This window comes from Xanthomonas sp. NCPPB 2866, from assembly GCF_041475745.2.
Classification (GTDB): Bacteria; Pseudomonadota; Gammaproteobacteria; order Xanthomonadales; family Xanthomonadaceae; genus Xanthomonas; species Xanthomonas arboricola.
Map to the genome: position 1 here is coordinate 2,719,155 of NZ_CM192975.1, position 16,520 is coordinate 2,735,674.

The 16,520-nt window shown below is 66.4% G+C and carries 17 protein-coding genes; 9 read left to right on the forward strand and 8 right to left on the reverse strand.

Annotated elements, in window-relative coordinates:
• Positions 1-16: 16 nt before the first annotated feature.
• Together ACCQ04_RS11675 and ACCQ04_RS11680 are read left to right on the forward strand one after the other, a co-directional pair.
• On the forward strand, positions 17-454 hold the full coding sequence (locus tag ACCQ04_RS11675) for a SufE family protein (protein WP_016903219.1): 438 nt from the start codon (positions 17-19) through the stop codon (positions 452-454).
• Positions 451-1,701: an MFS transporter gene (locus tag ACCQ04_RS11680; protein WP_039526966.1), complete on the forward strand. Its 1,251-nt coding sequence runs from the start codon at positions 451-453 to the stop codon at positions 1,699-1,701. The genes ACCQ04_RS11675 and ACCQ04_RS11680 overlap by 4 nt, the downstream gene beginning before the upstream one ends.
• Positions 1,702-1,899: 198 nt before the next feature.
• On the opposite strand, the gene dksA is transcribed toward ACCQ04_RS11680, so the two are convergent.
• Positions 1,900-2,943 (reverse strand): RNA polymerase-binding protein DksA, encoded by a 1,044-nt coding sequence (gene dksA, locus ACCQ04_RS11685; protein ID WP_080689536.1) that lies wholly within the window; start codon positions 2,941-2,943, stop codon positions 1,900-1,902.
• 90 nt (positions 2,944-3,033) lie between these two features.
• On the opposite strand from dksA, the gene yidD reads away from it, so the two are divergent.
• The 6 genes from yidD to eutC all read left to right on the forward strand — a co-directional run bounded on the left by yidD (position 3,034) and on the right by eutC (position 9,334).
• A complete protein-coding gene (yidD, locus tag ACCQ04_RS11690; protein WP_046343020.1) occupies positions 3,034-3,321 on the forward strand; it encodes a membrane protein insertion efficiency factor YidD in 288 nt (95 codons plus the stop codon).
• A complete protein-coding gene (locus tag ACCQ04_RS11695) occupies positions 3,318-4,667 on the forward strand; it encodes a dihydroorotase (RefSeq protein ID WP_160954544.1) in 1,350 nt (449 codons plus the stop codon). Before yidD ends, ACCQ04_RS11695 begins: the two co-directional genes overlap by 4 nt.
• Positions 4,667-5,506 carry a M23 family metallopeptidase gene (locus tag ACCQ04_RS11700; protein ID WP_160954545.1) on the forward strand — a complete coding sequence of 280 codons (840 nt, stop codon included), beginning with the start codon at positions 4,667-4,669 and terminating at the stop codon, positions 5,504-5,506. The genes ACCQ04_RS11695 and ACCQ04_RS11700 overlap by 1 nt, the downstream gene beginning before the upstream one ends.
• 209 nt (positions 5,507-5,715) lie before the next feature.
• Positions 5,716-7,080, forward strand: a complete 1,365-nt coding sequence (gene eat / locus ACCQ04_RS11705; protein ID WP_115042282.1) for an ethanolamine permease — start codon at positions 5,716-5,718, stop codon at positions 7,078-7,080.
• Positions 7,077-8,486, forward strand: a complete 1,410-nt coding sequence (locus ACCQ04_RS11710; RefSeq protein ID WP_039521883.1) for an ethanolamine ammonia-lyase subunit EutB — start codon at positions 7,077-7,079, stop codon at positions 8,484-8,486. The genes eat and ACCQ04_RS11710 overlap by 4 nt, the downstream gene beginning before the upstream one ends.
• Positions 8,483-9,334, forward strand: coding sequence for an ethanolamine ammonia-lyase subunit EutC (gene eutC, locus ACCQ04_RS11715; protein ID WP_226427692.1), 852 nt, complete (start codon positions 8,483-8,485; stop codon positions 9,332-9,334). Before ACCQ04_RS11710 ends, eutC begins: the two co-directional genes overlap by 4 nt.
• Positions 9,335-9,343: 9 nt before the next feature.
• Here eutC and ACCQ04_RS11720 read toward each other — a convergent pair whose 3' ends face one another.
• Positions 9,344-9,634: a hypothetical protein gene (locus ACCQ04_RS11720; protein WP_046343030.1), complete on the reverse strand. Its 291-nt coding sequence runs from the start codon at positions 9,632-9,634 to the stop codon at positions 9,344-9,346.
• Between the two features lie 175 nt (positions 9,635-9,809).
• Entirely contained in the window at positions 9,810-10,298 is a 489-nt protein-coding gene (locus ACCQ04_RS11725; protein WP_024940409.1) for a pyridoxamine 5'-phosphate oxidase family protein, read from the reverse strand.
• Positions 10,299-10,753: 455 nt separating this feature from the next.
• Here ACCQ04_RS11725 and ACCQ04_RS11730 point away from each other — a divergent pair, with 455 nt between their 5' ends.
• Positions 10,754-11,893, forward strand: a complete 1,140-nt coding sequence (locus ACCQ04_RS11730; RefSeq protein ID WP_184519191.1) for a putative acyl-CoA thioester hydrolase — start codon at positions 10,754-10,756, stop codon at positions 11,891-11,893.
• A 174-nt stretch (positions 11,894-12,067) separates the two neighbouring features.
• Here ACCQ04_RS11730 and ACCQ04_RS11735 read toward each other — a convergent pair whose 3' ends face one another.
• The 5 genes from ACCQ04_RS11735 to ACCQ04_RS11755 are packed head-to-tail and all read right to left on the reverse strand — an operon-like array spanning position 12,068 to position 16,469.
• A complete protein-coding gene (locus tag ACCQ04_RS11735) occupies positions 12,068-12,757 on the reverse strand; it encodes an isoprenoid biosynthesis enzyme family protein (protein WP_226427691.1) in 690 nt (229 codons plus the stop codon).
• 28 nt (positions 12,758-12,785) lie between these two features.
• Positions 12,786-13,511 (reverse strand): phosphoglycolate phosphatase, encoded by a 726-nt coding sequence (locus ACCQ04_RS11740; RefSeq protein WP_226427690.1) that lies wholly within the window; start codon positions 13,509-13,511, stop codon positions 12,786-12,788.
• Between the two features lie 52 nt (positions 13,512-13,563).
• Positions 13,564-14,283: a bifunctional 2-polyprenyl-6-hydroxyphenol methylase/3-demethylubiquinol 3-O-methyltransferase UbiG gene (gene ubiG, locus ACCQ04_RS11745; protein WP_024940414.1), complete on the reverse strand. Its 720-nt coding sequence runs from the start codon at positions 14,281-14,283 to the stop codon at positions 13,564-13,566.
• A 29-nt stretch (positions 14,284-14,312) separates the two neighbouring features.
• Positions 14,313-15,650, reverse strand: a complete 1,338-nt coding sequence (locus tag ACCQ04_RS11750; protein WP_046345970.1) for a TRZ/ATZ family hydrolase — start codon at positions 15,648-15,650, stop codon at positions 14,313-14,315.
• Between the two features lie 18 nt (positions 15,651-15,668).
• Entirely contained in the window at positions 15,669-16,469 is an 801-nt protein-coding gene (locus ACCQ04_RS11755; RefSeq protein ID WP_506191507.1) for a PA3715 family protein, read from the reverse strand.
• Positions 16,470-16,520 lie beyond the last annotated feature (51 nt).

The following is a 16,520-nucleotide window of genomic DNA, read 5'->3' on the forward strand; positions in this document are numbered from 1 at the left end:
GAATCTGGATTTTTTGATGACCACCACCCCCTTCCCGCTTGAACCCACCGCCGTCGACGCACAGGCCGCCATTGCCGAGGAATTTTCCTTCTTCGGCGACTGGTCCGAGCGTTACCAGTACCTGATCGACCTGGGCCGCAAGCTGCCCAGCTTCCCCGAACAGTGGAAGACCGAAGAACACCGCCTGCATGGCTGCCAGTCGATGGTGTGGATCGTGCCGGAGGGCAATGCCGAGCGGCTGGACTTCCACGCCGTCAGCGACTCGGCGATCGTCTCCGGGCTGATCTATCTGGCCTTGCGCGTTTACTCCGGGCGTAGCGCGCAGGAGATCCTGGCCACCGAGCCGGACTACATCGCCGGCATCGGGCTGGCCAAGCACCTGTCGCCGACCCGCAGCAACGGCGTGGCGGCAATGCTGGCTTTCATCCGCGACACCGCCCGCGCCCAGCAGTGAGCACGCCGACGCCCTCACCTGCCGCTTCGCTGCGTACGCTGCTCGCCCACCCCGGCTTCGGCCTGGTGCTGCTGTATCGCGTGGCGGCGATGCTGTCGTACCAGATCGTCGCGGTCACGGTCGGCTGGCATATCTACGAGATCACCCGCAATCCGCTCTCGCTCGGGCTGATCGGCCTGGCGGAGATCCTGCCGTTCTTCTGCATCGCGCCGTTTGCCGGCTATCTGGTCGATCATCTGCCGCGCCGACGCCTCGGCATGGTCGCGGTGCTGGGCCTGGTCGCCACCGCGTTGCTGCTGTTGGCCATCACCCATGGCTGGCTGCCGGTGCAGGGCGTGTGGCCGATCTATGCGGCCATTGCGCTGACCGGTGCGGCGCGCTCGTTCCTGTCGCCGGTCTACAACGCGCTGTTCGCACGTGCGCTGCCGCGCGAGGCGTTCGCGCGCGGCGCCAGCATCGGCAGCGTCACCTTCCAGGCCGGCATGGTGATCGGCCCGGCGCTGGGCGGCGTGCTGGTCGGCTGGGGCGGCAAGGGCCTGGCCTATGGCGTGGCCGCCGGCGTGGCGCTGGTAGCGATCCTGGCGCTGGCGCTGCTGCGTGTCAGCGAGCCGGTCAATACAGGCCCGCGTGCGCCGATCTTCCGCAGCATCGCCGAAGGCGCGCAGTTCGTGCTGTCCAACCAGATCATGCTGGGCGCGATGGCGCTGGACATGTTCTCGGTGCTGCTGGGCGGCGCGGTGTCGATGCTGCCGGCCTTCATCCACGACATCCTGCACTACGGCCCGGAAGGCCTGGGCATCCTGCGCGGCGCCCCGGCACTGGGCTCGATCGTGGTCGGGGTGTGGCTGGCGCGGCACCCGCTGCAGCGCAATGCCGGGCGCATCCTGATGCTGTCGGTGGCCGGCTTCGGGCTGTGCACCATCGCGTTCGGCCTGTCGCGGCATTTCTGGCTGTCGGCGGCGATCCTGCTGGTCTACGGCATGTGCGACGGGGTGTCGGTGGTGGTGCGCCAGACCATCCTGCAGCTGGCCACGCCCGATGCGATGCGCGGCCGGGTGTCGTCGATCAATGGCATCTTCATCGGCTCGTCCAACGAGCTGGGTGCGTTCTACGACGGCGTGATGGCACGCCTGGTCGGCCTGGTGCCGGCCGTGGTGATCGGCGGCTGCGTGACCCTGGGCGTGGTCGCCACCACCGCGTGGAAGGCGCCGAAGCTGCGCAAGCTGGATCTGCGCGATCTGCAGTGAGGTTGGCAGCAGTGAAGTCTGCGACGGTGCCCGCAGGTCTGATCGATATCACCTGATCGATGCCTGCCTGGCCGCATGACACGCGCCAGGCGTGTCGACCACTGCAACGTCCGTTGCGCTGGCACGATGCGCATAAAAAAACCCCGCACATGGCGGGGTCTTTCAGTCGACGGACAAGGCCTGGACCTTGTCGAACGATCAGTCGCCCTGCTGCTTCTGCAGGTGCTCCCAACGCTCCTGGGCGTCGATGGTGCGTTCGGCGGTCAGGCGCGCTTCCAGCCGATCCAGGCCGATTTCTTCACCGGTGTCCACGCAGTAACCGTAGTCGCCGTCTTCCAGACGCTTCAGCGTGCTGTCGATCTTGCCGATCAGCTTGCGATGACGGTCGCGGGTGCGCAGCTCCAGCGAGTTCTCGGTCTCGCGCGTTGCACGCTCGGCTTCGTCGCCGATGTCGCGCACTTCTTCGCGCAGGTTTTCGATGGTCTGCTTGGACTCTTCGATCAGGTCGTTGCGCCAGCTCTGCAGACGCTGACGGAAGTACTCCTGCTGCAGCTTGCTCATGTACTCCTCATCGGCTGCAGGCTTGTAGCCCTGCGGCAGGATCGGACGACCGGTGGCCTCATCGGTCTTGTATTCGACCACCTTGTACTTGGTCTTGGGGGTCGGGCTGGACGGCTTGGAGGTCACGGCCACGGCCACCTTGCCGACCGGACGGGTCGCGGCGGGCTTGGCGGGGGCTTCGGTTTTGGTTGGCGTTTTTGCTGAAGATTTCGAAACGGGCACGGGATTCTTGAGTGACGGGGTCGCAGGCTTTGCCGGCTTCGCAGGGGCGGCCTTGGAGGCCGGTGCGGGCGCGGGCTTTTCAGCCTTGACCGGGACTGACTTGGCCGGAGTCGACTTGGTAGCCGGCTTCGGTACGGACTTGGGCGCCACCGGCTTGGCGGCCGGTTTGGCGGCAGCCGGAGCTGCCTTGTTCGCCGCCGGCTTGGCAGCACGCTTGGCGACAGAAGATTTTACAGGTTTGGCGGCCGCGGGTTTGGACGCTGCGGTCTTGGCGACCGGCGCCGGCTTGGCCGCGGTCTTGCTCGCAGCTGCCTTCTTGGCAACCGCTTGCTTGGCAGCCGGCTTGACCTGCTTGGCGGCCGGTTTTGCAGCGGCAGGCGCCGCTGCCTTCTTCGCAACGGGTTTGGCGGACTTCTTGGCGGCCTCTACGGCCTTTTTTGCAGGTTTTTTAGCAGCCACGAAACGCTCATCCTTGGTTCCCCCGGGGCCCGGGAAAGCGGGCCTTTATAGCTTACCCCACGGACCCCCGGCAACCACGTATTAATCCAAGTGGCATATCATTGGCAAGTGATCTCACGCCTGCTCATCGCGCTGCTGCGCTTCTACAAGCGGTTCATCAGCCCCCTGCTGGGGCCGCGCTGCCGTTTCGCGCCCAGTTGCTCGGAATATGCGATGACCGCGATCGGCCGCTTCGGCCCGCTGCGCGGTTGCTGGCTGGCCGCACGCCGGCTTGGCCGCTGCCATCCCTTTCATCCGGGCGGGTTCGATCCCGTCCCCGACGCGCCCGCGTCCTCGCCCGCTTCCCCTTCCTGCAGTTGCAAAGGACCTCATCCATGAGCCGAACCCTCATCGTCAACGCCCGCCTGGTCAATGAAGGCAAGGAATTCGACGCCGATCTGCTGATCGAAGCCGGCCGCATCGCCAAGATCGCCAGCAAGATCGCCCCAGCCGCAGGCGACACCGTGGTAGACGCGGCCGGACGCTGGGTGCTGCCGGGCATGATCGACGACCAGGTGCACTTCCGCGAGCCCGGCCTGACCCACAAGGGCGATATCGCGACCGAATCCGGCGCCGCGGTGGCCGGTGGCCTGACCAGCTTCATGGACATGCCCAACACCAATCCGCCGACCCTGGACGCGGCCGCACTGCAGGCCAAGTACGACGCGGCGGCCGGGCGCGCCTGGGCCAACTACGGCTTCTACATGGGCGCCAGCAACGACAATCTGGCCGCGATCCAGACGCTGGACCCGAAGACCGCCCCGGGCATCAAGGTGTTCATGGGCGCCTCCACCGGCAACATGCTGGTCGACAACCCCGAGACGCTGGACGCGATCTTCCGCGACGCGCCGACGCCGATCATCACCCACTGCGAAGATACCCCTACCATCGACGCGACGCTGGCGCAGTACAAGGAAAAGTACGGCGACGCGTTGACCCCGGAGATGCATCCGGACATCCGCTCACGCGAGGCCTGCCTGAAGTCCTCGCGGCTGGCGGTGTCGCTGGCGCGCAAGCACAACACCCGCCTGCACGTGCTGCATATCTCCACCGCCGACGAGCTGGCGCTGTTCGAGGCCGGCCCGCTGGTCGATGCAGAGGGCAAGCTGCGCAAGCGCATCACCGCAGAGACCTGCATCCACTTCCTGCGCTTTGACCGCAGCGATTACGCGCGGCTGGGCAACCTGATCAAGTGCAACCCCGCGATCAAGGACGCCGACGACCGCCTGGCGTTGATCCAGGCGCTGGCCGAGGACGTCATCGACGTGCTCGCCACCGACCACGCCCCGCATACCTGGGAAGAAAAGCAGAAGCCCTACGCACAGGCGCCCTCCGGCCTGCCGCTGGTGCAGTACGCGCTGGTCGCCGCGCTGGAGCTGGTGCACGAGGGCAAGCTGCCGATCACCCGCATCGTGCAGAAGTTCGCGCATGCGCCGGCGCAGCTGTTCGATGTGGAAGAGCGCGGCTTCCTGCGCGAAGGCTATTTCGCCGACCTGGTGATGATCGACAACACCCCGTTCACCGTGAAGCGCGAGCAGGTGCTGTCCAAGTGCGGCTGGTCGCCGTTCGAAGGCACCACGTTCCGTTCGCGTATCGCCGCGACCTGGGTCAACGGCCAGCAGGTGTGGGATGGCGAACAATTGATTGGCGCTGCCGCCGGTCAGCGCCTGACCTTCGACCGCTGATGCGCGCAGCCATGGTTGGCGCCTGGCTTGCGCTGGCGCCGCTCTCGCTCGCTGCCGGCAGCGTCGCTGCGCAGTCCGCCGACGCCGCGGAGGTGGTATTTCCGCAAAGCGCTTCGCAGGGCGCGCTGGTGATCGGCAAGGTGCCGGCGGGCAGCCAGGTGCAGTACGCCGGCCGCAGCTTGCGGGTCAGTGGCTATGGCAGCGTGGTGTTCGGCATCGGCCGCGACGCCAGCGGACCGTTGCAGGTGCAGATCACCCGGCCAGATGGCAGCAAACAGACCGCCAGCATCGCAGTGACGCCGCGCGACTGGCCGGTGGAGCGCGTCAACGGCGTGCCGCCCAAGACGGTCAATCCGCCTGCGGCGATCGCCGAGCGGATCAAGCGCGAGCAGGCGCAGGTCACCGCCGCGCGTGACCGCGACGATGCCCGCACCGATTTCGCCCAGGCCTTCATCTGGCCGGTGCAGGGCCGCATCAGCGGGCGCTTCGGCAACGCGCGCGTCTACAACGGCCAGCCCGGTGCCGGCCACTCGGGCATGGATATCGCCGTGCCCACCGGCACGCCGGTCAAGGCACCGGCTGCCGGCGTGGTGACCTTTGCCGCGCCGGACCTGTATCTGACCGGCGGCACCGTGTTGCTGGACCATGGCTTCGGGGTGAGTTCGAATTTTCTGCACCTGTCGCGCATCGACGTGAAGGTGGGCGACCGCGTGGAGCAAGGCCAGGTGATTGCGGCAGTCGGTGCCACCGGGCGCGCGACCGGGCCGCATCTGCATTGGGGGATGAACTGGTTCGATGTACGCATCGATCCGCTGCTGGTGCTTGAGCGCAGCAAATAGCTAGCGCGTGCGGTGTGCCGGCAGGGCCGGCGCGCGGCGGCATGGTGTCTGCGACCCACCCGTTGCGCTTGTGTTCGCCGCAGGGCTTTGGGGTATAACCGGGACGACCGTCGATCGTCACCGGGCATCGGTGGACGATCGGTCACTGGCCGTCGGTCCGGTACCTAGCCGCCGGACCTGCGTCATCTCCCCTCCCCCGACCGCAGGAGATGTGCGACATGCGCAACGAGCAACTCAAACCCACCCTGGGCACCTGGCAACTGTGGGGGATCGCCGTGGGTCTGGTGATTTCCGGCGAGTATTTCGGCTGGAGCTACGGCTGGGGCACCGCCGGCACGCTGGGTTTTCTGGTGACCACGCTGCTGGTCGCGGTGATGTACACCTGCTTCATCTTCAGCTTTACCGAGCTGACCACCGCGATCCCCAATGCGGGCGGGCCGTTCGCCTATAGCCTGCGCGCGTTCGGGACCTACGGCGGCATGCTGGCGGGCCTGGCCACGCTGATCGAATTCGTGTTCGCGCCGCCGGCCATCGCGATGGCAATCGGCGCCTATCTCAATGTGCAGTTCCCGACCCTGGACCCACGCATCGCCGCGATCGGCGCGTATGCGATCTTCATGGGCTTGAATATCCTCGGCGTGGCGATCGCCGCCACCTTCGAGCTGATCGTGACCTTGCTGGCGGTGATCGAGCTGCTGGTGTTCATGGGCGTGGTGGCACCGGGCTTCAGCGTTGCGCGCTTTGCCGCCAATGGCTGGGCCGGTAACGATGTGTTCGGCCCGGCCGCCATTTCCGGCATCTTTGCCGCGATTCCGTTTGCGATCTGGTTCTTTCTGGCGATCGAGGGCGCGGCAATGGCGGCCGAAGAAGCCAAGGACCCCAAGCGCACGATTCCGCGTGCCTACATTGCCGGCATCCTCACTCTGGTGGTGCTGGCATTGGGCGTGATGGTGTTTGCGGGCGGGGTCGGCGACTGGCGCCAGCTCTCCAACATCAACGACCCGTTGCCGCAGGCGATGAAGGCGGTGGTCGGCAACAGCTCGACCTGGCTGCATATGCTGGTGTGGATCGGCCTGTTCGGCCTGGTGGCCAGCTTCCACGGCATCATCCTGGGCTATTCGCGGCAGTTCTTCGCGTTGGCGCGTGCCGGGTTCCTGCCGCACGGGCTGGCCAGGCTGTCGCGCTTTCGCACGCCGCATCGCGCGATTCTTGCCGGCGGCGCGATCGGCATCGCAGCCATCTGCAGCGACAGCGTGGTCAAGATCCAGGGCATGTCGCTGACCGCGGCGATGATCACCATGTCGGTGTTCGGTGCGATCGTGATGTATGTGATGAGCATGCTCAGCCTGTTCAAGCTGCGCCGCGCCGAACCCGGGCTGGAGCGCAGCTTTCGTGCGCCGGGTTATCCGGTGGTGCCGGCAATCGCGCTGCTGCTGGCGCTGGTGTGTCTGGTGGCGATGGTCTGGTTCAACCCGATCGTGGCGCTGATCTTCGTGGGCCTGCTGCTGTTCGGTGCGCTGTGTTGCGTGTTGAGCTTGCGCAGCCAGGCCACGCCTGCGGCCAGTGCCAGATGAGCGGTTTCGCATTTACCGCCGGCGGCGAGCGCTTCCAGTTTGCCGATCTCAAGACCTTGCTGGCCAAGGCCACGCCGCCGCGCTCGGGCGACCAACTGGCCGGGCTCGCCGCCGACTCCGGGCTGCAGCGAGTGGCCGCGCAGATGGCGCTGGCGGACCTGCCGCTGCGTCACTTCCTCGATGAAGCGGTGGTGCCGTACGAATCGGACGAGGTCACCCGCCTGATCGTCGACCAGCACGATGCGGCCGCATTTGCCGCGGTGGCGCATCTCACCGTCGGTGGCTTTCGCGATTGGCTATTGAGTGCGCAGGCCGACGAAGCGGCACTGGCCGCACTGGCGCCCGGACTGACGCCGGAGATGGTGGCGGCGGTCTCGAAGTTGATGCGCGTGCAGGACCTGATCCTGGTCGCGCAGAAGACGCGCGTGGTCACGCGCTTTCGCAATACGCTGGGCTTGCGTGGCCGCCTGTCCACGCGCCTGCAGCCCAACCACCCTACCGACGATGCCACCGGCATCGCCGCCAGCGTGCTCGATGGCCTGCTATACGGCAATGGCGATGCGGTGATCGGCATCAATCCTGCCAGCGACAGCCTGGCCGCCACCACCGCGTTGCTGCGCATGCTCGATGCGGTGATCACCGGCTACCAGATCCCCACGCAGTCCTGCGTGCTGGCACACATCACCACCACCATCGACGCGATCAACCGCGGTGTGCCGGTGGACCTGGTGTTCCAGTCGATCGCCGGCACCGAAGCGGCCAATGCCAGCTTCGGCATCAATCTGGCGCTGCTGCAGGAAGGCCATGACGCCGGGGTGTCGCTGCGGCGCGGCAGTGTCGGCGACAACGTGATGTATTTCGAGACCGGCCAGGGCAGCGCGTTGTCGGCCAATGCGCATCATGGCGTCGATCAGCAGACCTGCGAGGTGCGCGCCTATGCCGTGGCGCGGCAGTTCAAGCCGCTGCTGGTGAACACCGTGGTGGGCTTCATCGGCCCGGAATATCTCTACGACGGCAAGCAGATCATCCGTGCCGGGCTGGAGGATCACTTCTGCGGCAAGCTGCTGGGCGTGCCGATGGGCTGCGACATCTGCTACACCAATCATGCCGAAGCCGACCAGGACGACATGGACGTGCTGCTGACCCTGCTGGGCACCGCCGGCATCAACTTCATCATGGGCATTCCCGGCTCCGACGATGTGATGCTCAACTACCAGACCACCTCGTTCCACGATGCGCTGTATGCGCGCCAGGCGCTCGGGCTGCGCGCTGCGCCCGAGTTCGAACACTGGCTGGAACAGCAAGGCATCCTGCGCCTGCGCGATGGCCGCTTCGAACTCGGCAGCGAGCTTCCCGCACCGTTCCGGCGTGCGCTGGAGCAATTGAACGCCGGCAGCGTGCAATGAGCAGCCCCACCACTCCTCCGCGCGATGCCTGGGCGCAGCTGCGTCAGCTCACACCGGCGCGCATTGCGCTGGGGCGCGTCGGCACCAGCCTGCCCACCGCGGCGCACCTGGATTTCCAGCTTGCGCATGCGCAGGCGCGCGATGCGGTGCATCTGGCATTCGACCCACAGCCGCTGCAGGCAGCGCTGCAACAGCGCGGGCGGGACAGCATTCTGCTGCACAGCGCGGCGGTGGACCGGCACACCTATCTGCAACGTCCGGATCTGGGCCGGCGCCTGGACGAGGATGCGGCCGCGCACCTGCGTGGCCTGACCGCGGTTCACGGCGGCGGGCACGATATCGCCGTGGTGGTCGCCGACGGACTCTCTGCATTGGCTGTGCATCGGCATGCAGCGCAGATGCTGGAGCATATCGACGCGCTGGCCGCACACGAAGGCTGGTCATTGGCGCCGGTGGCGTTGATCGCGCAAGGCCGCGTCGCCATCGGCGACGAGGTCGGCGAACTGCTCAAGGCGCGTCTGGTGATCGTGTTGATCGGCGAGCGGCCAGGCCTGAGTTCGCCCGACAGCCTGGGCCTGTATCTGACCTACACCCCACGCGTCGGCCTGACCGACGCCGCGCGTAATTGCATCTCCAATATCCGCGCCGAGGGACTGAGTTACGCCGAAGCCACGCACAAGCTTGCGTACCTGCTGCGCGAATCGTTCCGACGCAAACTGTCCGGCGTGCAGCTCAAGGAAGAGGCCGAGCAACCGGCGCTGCCGTCGGCGGGCGCGTCCGATGCCGCGCCGCGGTCGTTTCTGCTTCCTGATGGCGCGCCACCAGACTCTGAAGCTGGGTGCGGCTAGCCAACCTACTTAGGTAAGCGCGCCATCGTGCGGATCGCTGGCCGCATAGGTGCTGGTTGGCAACTCGTTGTCGTGCGGATGGCGCAGGGCATTGCGTACCTCCTCCGGCAGTTGCGCGACATCCAGCATCACCTTGCCGGAATGCACATCACGCACCACCGAAGCAGGCAGCACGAAGTCGCCTCCATTTTCGATATTGATGACCAGCTCGGCGCCATCCTTGCGCACCTCGCGGACGGCACCGACGCCGACTTCGCCGTCGCGCAGAAACACCATCTGGCCGATTTCGATCTGTTGCATCTTTTTCTCCTCTGTCAGGCAGCGCGTCAACGCGCAGTGCCATGACCGTCTTGTATGCAATCCAGGCTGACAGCGCCGATCCAGCCTCACGACTGGATCGGCGCTTACGCAAGCGACAACACTGTAATGGGAACGCCTGCACCATCGCGAAGATCGTGCAGGCGTGCAGCAGGCCTCAGCGCAGCGGAACGTCCGCCACCTTGTCCTGGTAATCCTTTTTCGGGTCAACGCCGAACAACACCTTGATACCGGCCAGCAGACTGGAACCGTTGAGCCAGATCTGCGCGTGATCGGTGTCCAGACGCAGCAGCGCCAGCTTGGGATCGTCCTTGCCGCCTTCATACCAGGCAGCCACATGCGGGTTCCACAGGCGCTCGACCACGGCCGGGTCGGTGTCTTCGCGCAACGAGCCGCTGATGCTGGCGAACAGGTCGTGCCCCTTGCTGCTGAAGGCGCCGATGACGCGGCGGCCCTGCCCCAGCATGGCAATCAGCGCATTGTCCTTGGAGGTGAAGAACCAGATCGGACCACCGCTATCGCCTTCGATCTGTGCGGTCATCGGGCGGGCATGCCCGTCTTCCACGCCATCCAGGCCCAGCATCACGGTGCGATCGGATTTCAGGGCTTTCCAGAATTTTTCCTGCAGCTCTTTGGGGTCTGCCATCTCGATGTCTCACATGCGCGTGTCTACGCGGGTGACTCAGTCTGGAAGTCTCCCCGCCCACGGCATGTGACGATGTGCACTCCTGCCTGCACATGGCGGCAACGCGATCGCGCCGGTGAAATGGTGCACCTGCATAAATCACGCAAGCCAATGGCGCCTGTTTGCGACGCAGTCACGTTGCAGAGCGTGATGCCACCGAAGCTCTTGAACATTGCATCTGAACGCCAGACCGCTGTAGCGACCACGTCAGTAAGATCGCCCCGCCGATTGCTCCGCCATCCAGGAACACCCGGACGCGGTGACCGGCATCCGCCGATCGCGTGCTGCGCCATGGTTGCGGCACATGCACGCGACGTGCGGCGGCTGAAGCGTATCCATCAATCGCCTGCGTCCCTTCCGAGAGAGCGCCACTCATGTCTGCATCGCCCTTGCGCACGACCTGTATCGCCGCCGTCCTGCTGAGCCTTGTCAGCGCCGATGCCACCGCCTTGACCGGCACGGCCAGCCGCCCACAACTCACCAGTAGCGAGGCGAGCACGTACACCATCTCCAAGGCCCTGGCCAAGGCCGGCCCGATCACCGCCCTGGTCACCGACAACTGGAATCCCACTGCGGGGGTCGCGCTGCTCAGTGCAGACTTCGCCGTGGCCGCCGATGGCTCCACGCGCTATCGCACCGTGCAGTCGGCAATCGATGCCGCTGTCGCTGCCGGCGGCAGCACCCGTCGCTACATCAGCATCAAGGCCGGCACCTATACCGAACTGGTCTGCGTGCCGACCAACGCGCCACCGCTGACCGTGTTCGGCCTGGGCACCAACACCGCCGACACCGTCATCCGCTTCAACAACGCCAACCCCACGCCCAAGCCGGCCGGCACCGCAAGTCACCCCTGTGCCAGCAATGCAGCGGCAACCACGGTGGGCACCTCCAACAGCGCGACACTGACCGTGCGCGCCGCCGGCTTCCAGGCGCGTCACCTGCGCGTGGACAACAACTATGTCGAAGGCACTTACCAGGACAACAACCAGTCGGCAGTCGCGCTGGCGGTGCGTGGCGACCAGGCCAGCTTCGAAGACGTACTGGTGACCGGCAATCAGGACACCTTGCTGATCAGTGCGACCAATGCCGCCAATGTGATCCGCGCCTATTTCAAGAACAGCACGATCGAAGGCGATGTCGACTTCATCTTCGGCTCGGGTGTGGGCGTGTTCGACAACGCCACCATCCGCTCGGCCGGTGCGCGCCTGGGCAGCAGCCGCGGCGGCTACATCTTTGCGCCAAGCACACGTCCGGGCAGTGCCTATGGGTTCCTGGCGATCAATAGCCGCTTCGTCGCCGGCTCCGGATCACCCGACAACCAGACCTACCTGGGGCGCGCCTGGGACGAAGGCATCAGCAGCCTGTCCGCCTACGTCAACGGCACCTCACCCAATGGTCAGGTCACGGTGCGCAATTCCAGCCTGGGCAGCCACATCCGCAAGACCGCACCATGGAATGCCTCCACCGTCAGCCGCCCGTACTGCAGCAGCAACTGCGCCAATTCGGCCAACCGGTTCTACGAATACGGCAATAGCGGTGCCGGCAGCGCGGACTGATGGCTCGCCACGCCAGGTCGCCCTGAAGCACCACGTCGCAACGCGTTGACGTTGCCACCCTCGCCTGTCGGCACGCCGTGTGATGCGGTACGCCGACAGGCGTTGTCGTTTCCTACGATTGCGGCACCTTCGCCACGTCGTTGGTTGTGCACTGACGGAACCAGATCCGCGCGCTCAGTCCACGCCGCTGGCAGCACGCCAGCTATGCCACAACTGCTGCACGGGCGGTGGATAGGCTGCCTTGCCGGCAAGCTCGCGCTTCAGGCGCAGGCGAGCCAGCCGCGACCATACCCGGTGCGGGCGCGCCAACGCCGGTTTGCGCGGCCAGGCGCGCAGCAATTGCGTGCGCCATGCGGCCAGCGTCATGTCGCCAGGTGCGGCGCTGTCGCCGGCCACACGCTGGCGTGCATCCAGCCATTGCAGCGCCACCGCGGTGGCATCGCCAGGCTGGGTGCGCGCAAACAGCGCGGCTTCCACGCCGACCACGGCCTCGGCGAAGGCACGCAATCTTGCCAACGCCTGCTGCAACGCTTGCGGCTGCGCACGGGCGTCCTGCATGGCCGGCAAGGTGTCGGCCAACTGCGCCCATGGCGCAGGCACCGGCTCCAGCACGCGCCCCAGCGGATGGCGCGAACGCTGCTGCGACCAGTCGCGCAGCTCCTGCTGCCACCATGCCAGCTTGGCGTCGGCCGGCAACGGGTCGCCGGCGATGTTCATGATGTCTTCCCATTCCTGCAGCAGCGCAAACCAGGCCGCCGTGAGGCGTCGCTGCGGCTCGGGAATGAAAGGCTCGGCAACCGACCATTCCGGCCAGCGCGTGCGCCACTTGTCGAGAAAACTGTCGAGAGCGCTGGATTGGCTCATGGCGGGTCCGGAAGAAAACGAAAGAAGATCAGGTCTGCGGCCACGCCACGGCATCCCACAGTGTCTGCGGCTGCGCGACGAGGACGTCGGCCTGCCAGCGCGACGGCTCGTCGTCATGCAGGCGATAGCCCCACAACACCGCCACCGACGGCATCGCCGCCGCGCGCGCGGCTAGGATGTCGCGCTCGTCGTCGCCGACGTAGACGCAGTGCGCCGGCGCAACCCCGATGCGCTCGGCCGCTGTCAGCAAGGGCAGCGGATGCGGCTTGCGCTCGGCCAGCGTATCGCCGCCGATCAGCACCGCGCAGCGCTGCTCCCACCCCAGTTGCGGCAGGATCAGCCGGGCCAGATATTCGGGCTTGTTGGTGACCACGCCCCAGATGCAACCGGCGCGCTCCAGCCGCAGCAGCAGTTCTTCGACACCGTCGAACAGCTGCGACTGCGTGCCGATCAAGGCTTCGTAACGACGCAGAAATTCCGCCACCAAGGCATCGCGCTCGAGCGCATCGAGGTCGGCAAACGCCACCGCCAGCATCGCGCGCGCGCCCTTGGACACCACCGGACGCAACTGCGCCAAGGCGATTGGCGCACGCCCACGCGCATCCAGCATCGCGTTGACGGTCGCCAGCATGTCCGGCGCGCTATCGAGCAAGGTGCCATCCAGATCGAACAACACCGCACGCGGAAACTTTGACGATGCGACGGCGTCTTTCCGCTGAGCGGCGTCATCTTGAACTCGGAATGGCTCGGACATCACCGGCGCCGGTCTCTGTTGTTGCGATTCCCGAATCCCGATTCCCGATTCGTCACGGCTTCACCGCATAAGCCAGGTAATTGACCTCGGTCCGCGACGACAGGCGCGCACGATTGCGCCACGGCTCGTACACCATGCCGCTGACATCTTCCAGCTGCAGTTCGGCACTGCGCAACCACGCCGCAAGCTCCGCCGGCTTGATGAAATCCTTGTAGTGATGCGTGCCCCTGGGCAGTAGCCGCGCGATGTATTCGGCGCCGACCACCGCCAGTGCGAACGCGGCCGGGGTGCGGTTGAGCGTGGACAAAAACAGCTTGCCGCCCGGCTTGAGCAGGCTGGCGCAGGCGCGGATGATCGCGGTCGGGTCCGGCACGTGTTCCAGCATTTCCATGCAGGTCACCGCATCGAAACTGCCCGGCTGTTCGGCGGCCAGGTCTTCCACCGACTGCACGCGGTAATCCACCTGCACGCCCGATTCCAGGCTGTGCAGGCGCGCCACCTTGACCAGCTCCGGCGCCAGATCGATCGCCGTGACCTGCGCGCCCAGGCGCGCCATCGACTCGCTGAGCAGACCGCCGCCGCAGCCGACATCGAGCACGCGCGCGCCGGCCAGGCCCAGCCGCGCGGACACGTAGTCCAGGCGCACCGGATTGAGCGCATGCAGCGGCTTCTGCGGGCCGTCGGCATCCCACCAGCGGTTGGCCAGCGCCGCGAACTTGTCCAGCTCGCTCTGATGGAAGTTGCTGGAATTGGATTGGGGATTCGGATTCATGCGGAGCTCCGTGATGGGGTGACGCGCGCTCAGGCGCGGACGGTGCGGATGCGCTCGCGCCACTGCCGCGCATTGGCGACCAGGGCAGCGGTGTCCATGTCGATGAGCTCACGCTGCACCAGTTTGGGCTTGCCGGCGATCCACACATCGGTGACCTGATGACGGCCGGCAGCGTAGATCAGTTGCGACAGCACATGATGCAGCGGCTGGGTCTCCAGTGCGGACAGATCCACGCAGACCAGATCGGCCTGCTTGCCGATTTCGATCGAGCCGATCCTGTCGCCGAAGCCCAACGCGCGCGCGCCGCCCAGTGTGGCCGCACGCAGCGTGGTGGCCGCGTCCAGTGCGGTGGCATCGTTGGCCACTGCCTTGGCCAGGATCGCCGCCGTGCGGTTCTCGCTGAACATGTCCAGGTCGTTGTTGCTGGCGCAGCCGTCGGTGCCGATCGCCAGGTTCACGCCGGCACGTTGCAGCGCGCAGGCCGGGCAAAAGCCCGAAGCGAGCTTGAGATTGGACTCCGGGCAATGCACCACGCTGACGCCGCGCTCGGCGCACAGGTGGATTTCCGCCTCGGTGAGCTGGGTCATGTGCACGGCGATCAGGCGGTCGTTGACCAGCCCCAGGCGGTCCAGCCGCGCCAGCGGGCGCTGCCCGTACTGCGCAACCGAATCGGCCACTTCCTGCGCGGTTTCGTGCGTGTGCAGATGCACCGGCAGATCCAGCTGGTCGGCCAGCATGCGCACGCGTTCGAAGTTGGCGTCGTTGACCGTGTACGGCGCATGCGGCGCGAAGGCGGTGCTGATCAGCGGATCGTCGCGCCACTGGTCGTGGAGTTCGCCGGCCCGTGCGAAGTATTCGTCGTCCGACGATGCCCAGGCGGTGGGGAAATCGATGATCACCGCGCCGACCAGCGCACGGAACCCGTGCTGCTTGTACACGGCCGCCTGCACATCGGCGAAGAAGTAGTTCTCGTTGACGCAGGTGGTACCGCCACGCAGCATTTCGGCGATCGCCAGCGTGGTGCCGTCGGCGACGAATTCCGGCCCGATCACCGCCGCTTCCACCGGCCAGATGTGCTGCTGCAGCCATACCATCAGCGGCAGATCGTCGGCAACGCCACGCAGCAGCGTCATCGGGTTATGCGTGTGCGCATTGACCAGGCCCGGGATCAAGGCCGCCTCCGGGCGCGAGACGGTCTGCGTCGGCGCAAACCGCAGGCGCGCCTCGGCGGTCGGCAGGATCGCCACGATGATGCCGTTGTGCACCGCCACCGCGTGATCGTCGAGCACCACCGCATGCGGCTCGATCGGCACGACGTAGCCGGCTTCGATCAACAGGTCGCAGACTTCGGGAGGGGCATTGGTCATGAGCGGATCCATAAAAGGTTAGTTGTCGAACGGCCAGCTGGGATCGCCACCGGCCACAGGCACATAGCGCTGGCCGTCGTAGCGCAGCACCTGGCGCGCGCGACGGGTGTGTTCGGTATCGGTGTCGCTGCCAGCGGCGCTCTCCACGGTAGCCACGTTGGCTGTCAGAACGATGTCCGCGTAGCCGGCGTGTACCTGCGGCGCCATGCTCACGCTCAGATTGGCCACTTCGGTGATCACATCGTCCTTGCCCAGACTGCACGGCTCGCCTTTCACACGTTGCCACGCATAGAGATCGCGTTGCAGCACCGGGCGCAGGCTGCGCCCCTCGCGCACCAGCAGGGTCAATGCCTGATTGCTGTAAAAATCCGGGCAGCTGGGCCCGCGTGCGGCGCTGTGCACCACCACGCCGATCGCACGCACGCCCTTGGCCAGGTCGTAGCGCGCGGTGTCCAGGCGCAGGCTGTCGGCAGCCAGTTCAAAGGCCGCGTCCTCGCCCAGTGCCTGCGCGTAGAACGCCAGCACCTTGCCGCTGACGGCATCGAGCATGGCCACGCGCAACTCGAGGTCGCGCTCGCCAGGCACGCTCTCCGCGTCGCCGGCAAATGCGATTGCCGCCAGCCGGATTGCCGCATCGTTCGGCCACGGCTTACAGCTCTGGGCCACCAGACGGTCGGCCGGCACCGTAGCGGCAGCGCCGCCCACGACGCCGGACGTTGCAATGGCCGCAACGGCGGCCACGTCATCGGCATCGCAGGTTGCGGCAGCCGATTGCGCAAACGCCGGGCACGCGAGCAGCGCACCCCACAGCCCCAACACGACACTGGCACTGCGTCCCGCTCGATCAGGCCAGTGTCCCGGACGCATCGT

Coding starts and splice junctions, on each gene's coding strand:
- ACCQ04_RS11675 (WP_016903219.1), top strand. CDS start 17: ATGACCACCACCCCCTTCCCGCTTGAACCCACCGCCGTCGACGCACAG.
- ACCQ04_RS11695 (WP_160954544.1), top strand. CDS start 3,318: ATGAGCCGAACCCTCATCGTCAACGCCCGCCTGGTCAATGAAGGCAAG.
- ACCQ04_RS11700 (WP_160954545.1), top strand. CDS start 4,667: ATGCGCGCAGCCATGGTTGGCGCCTGGCTTGCGCTGGCGCCGCTCTCG.
- eat (WP_115042282.1), top strand. CDS start 5,716: ATGTGCGACATGCGCAACGAGCAACTCAAACCCACCCTGGGCACCTGG.
- ACCQ04_RS11710 (WP_039521883.1), top strand. CDS start 7,077: ATGAGCGGTTTCGCATTTACCGCCGGCGGCGAGCGCTTCCAGTTTGCC.
- eutC (WP_226427692.1), top strand. CDS start 8,483: ATGAGCAGCCCCACCACTCCTCCGCGCGATGCCTGGGCGCAGCTGCGT.
- ACCQ04_RS11720 (WP_046343030.1), bottom strand. CDS start 9,634: ATGCAACAGATCGAAATCGGCCAGATGGTGTTTCTGCGCGACGGCGAA.
- ACCQ04_RS11725 (WP_024940409.1), bottom strand. CDS start 10,298: ATGGCAGACCCCAAAGAGCTGCAGGAAAAATTCTGGAAAGCCCTGAAA.
- ACCQ04_RS11735 (WP_226427691.1), bottom strand. CDS start 12,757: ATGAGCCAATCCAGCGCTCTCGACAGTTTTCTCGACAAGTGGCGCACG.
- ACCQ04_RS11740 (WP_226427690.1), bottom strand. CDS start 13,511: ATGTCCGAGCCATTCCGAGTTCAAGATGACGCCGCTCAGCGGAAAGAC.
- ubiG (WP_024940414.1), bottom strand. CDS start 14,283: ATGAATCCGAATCCCCAATCCAATTCCAGCAACTTCCATCAGAGCGAG.
- ACCQ04_RS11750 (WP_046345970.1), bottom strand. CDS start 15,650: ATGACCAATGCCCCTCCCGAAGTCTGCGACCTGTTGATCGAAGCCGGC.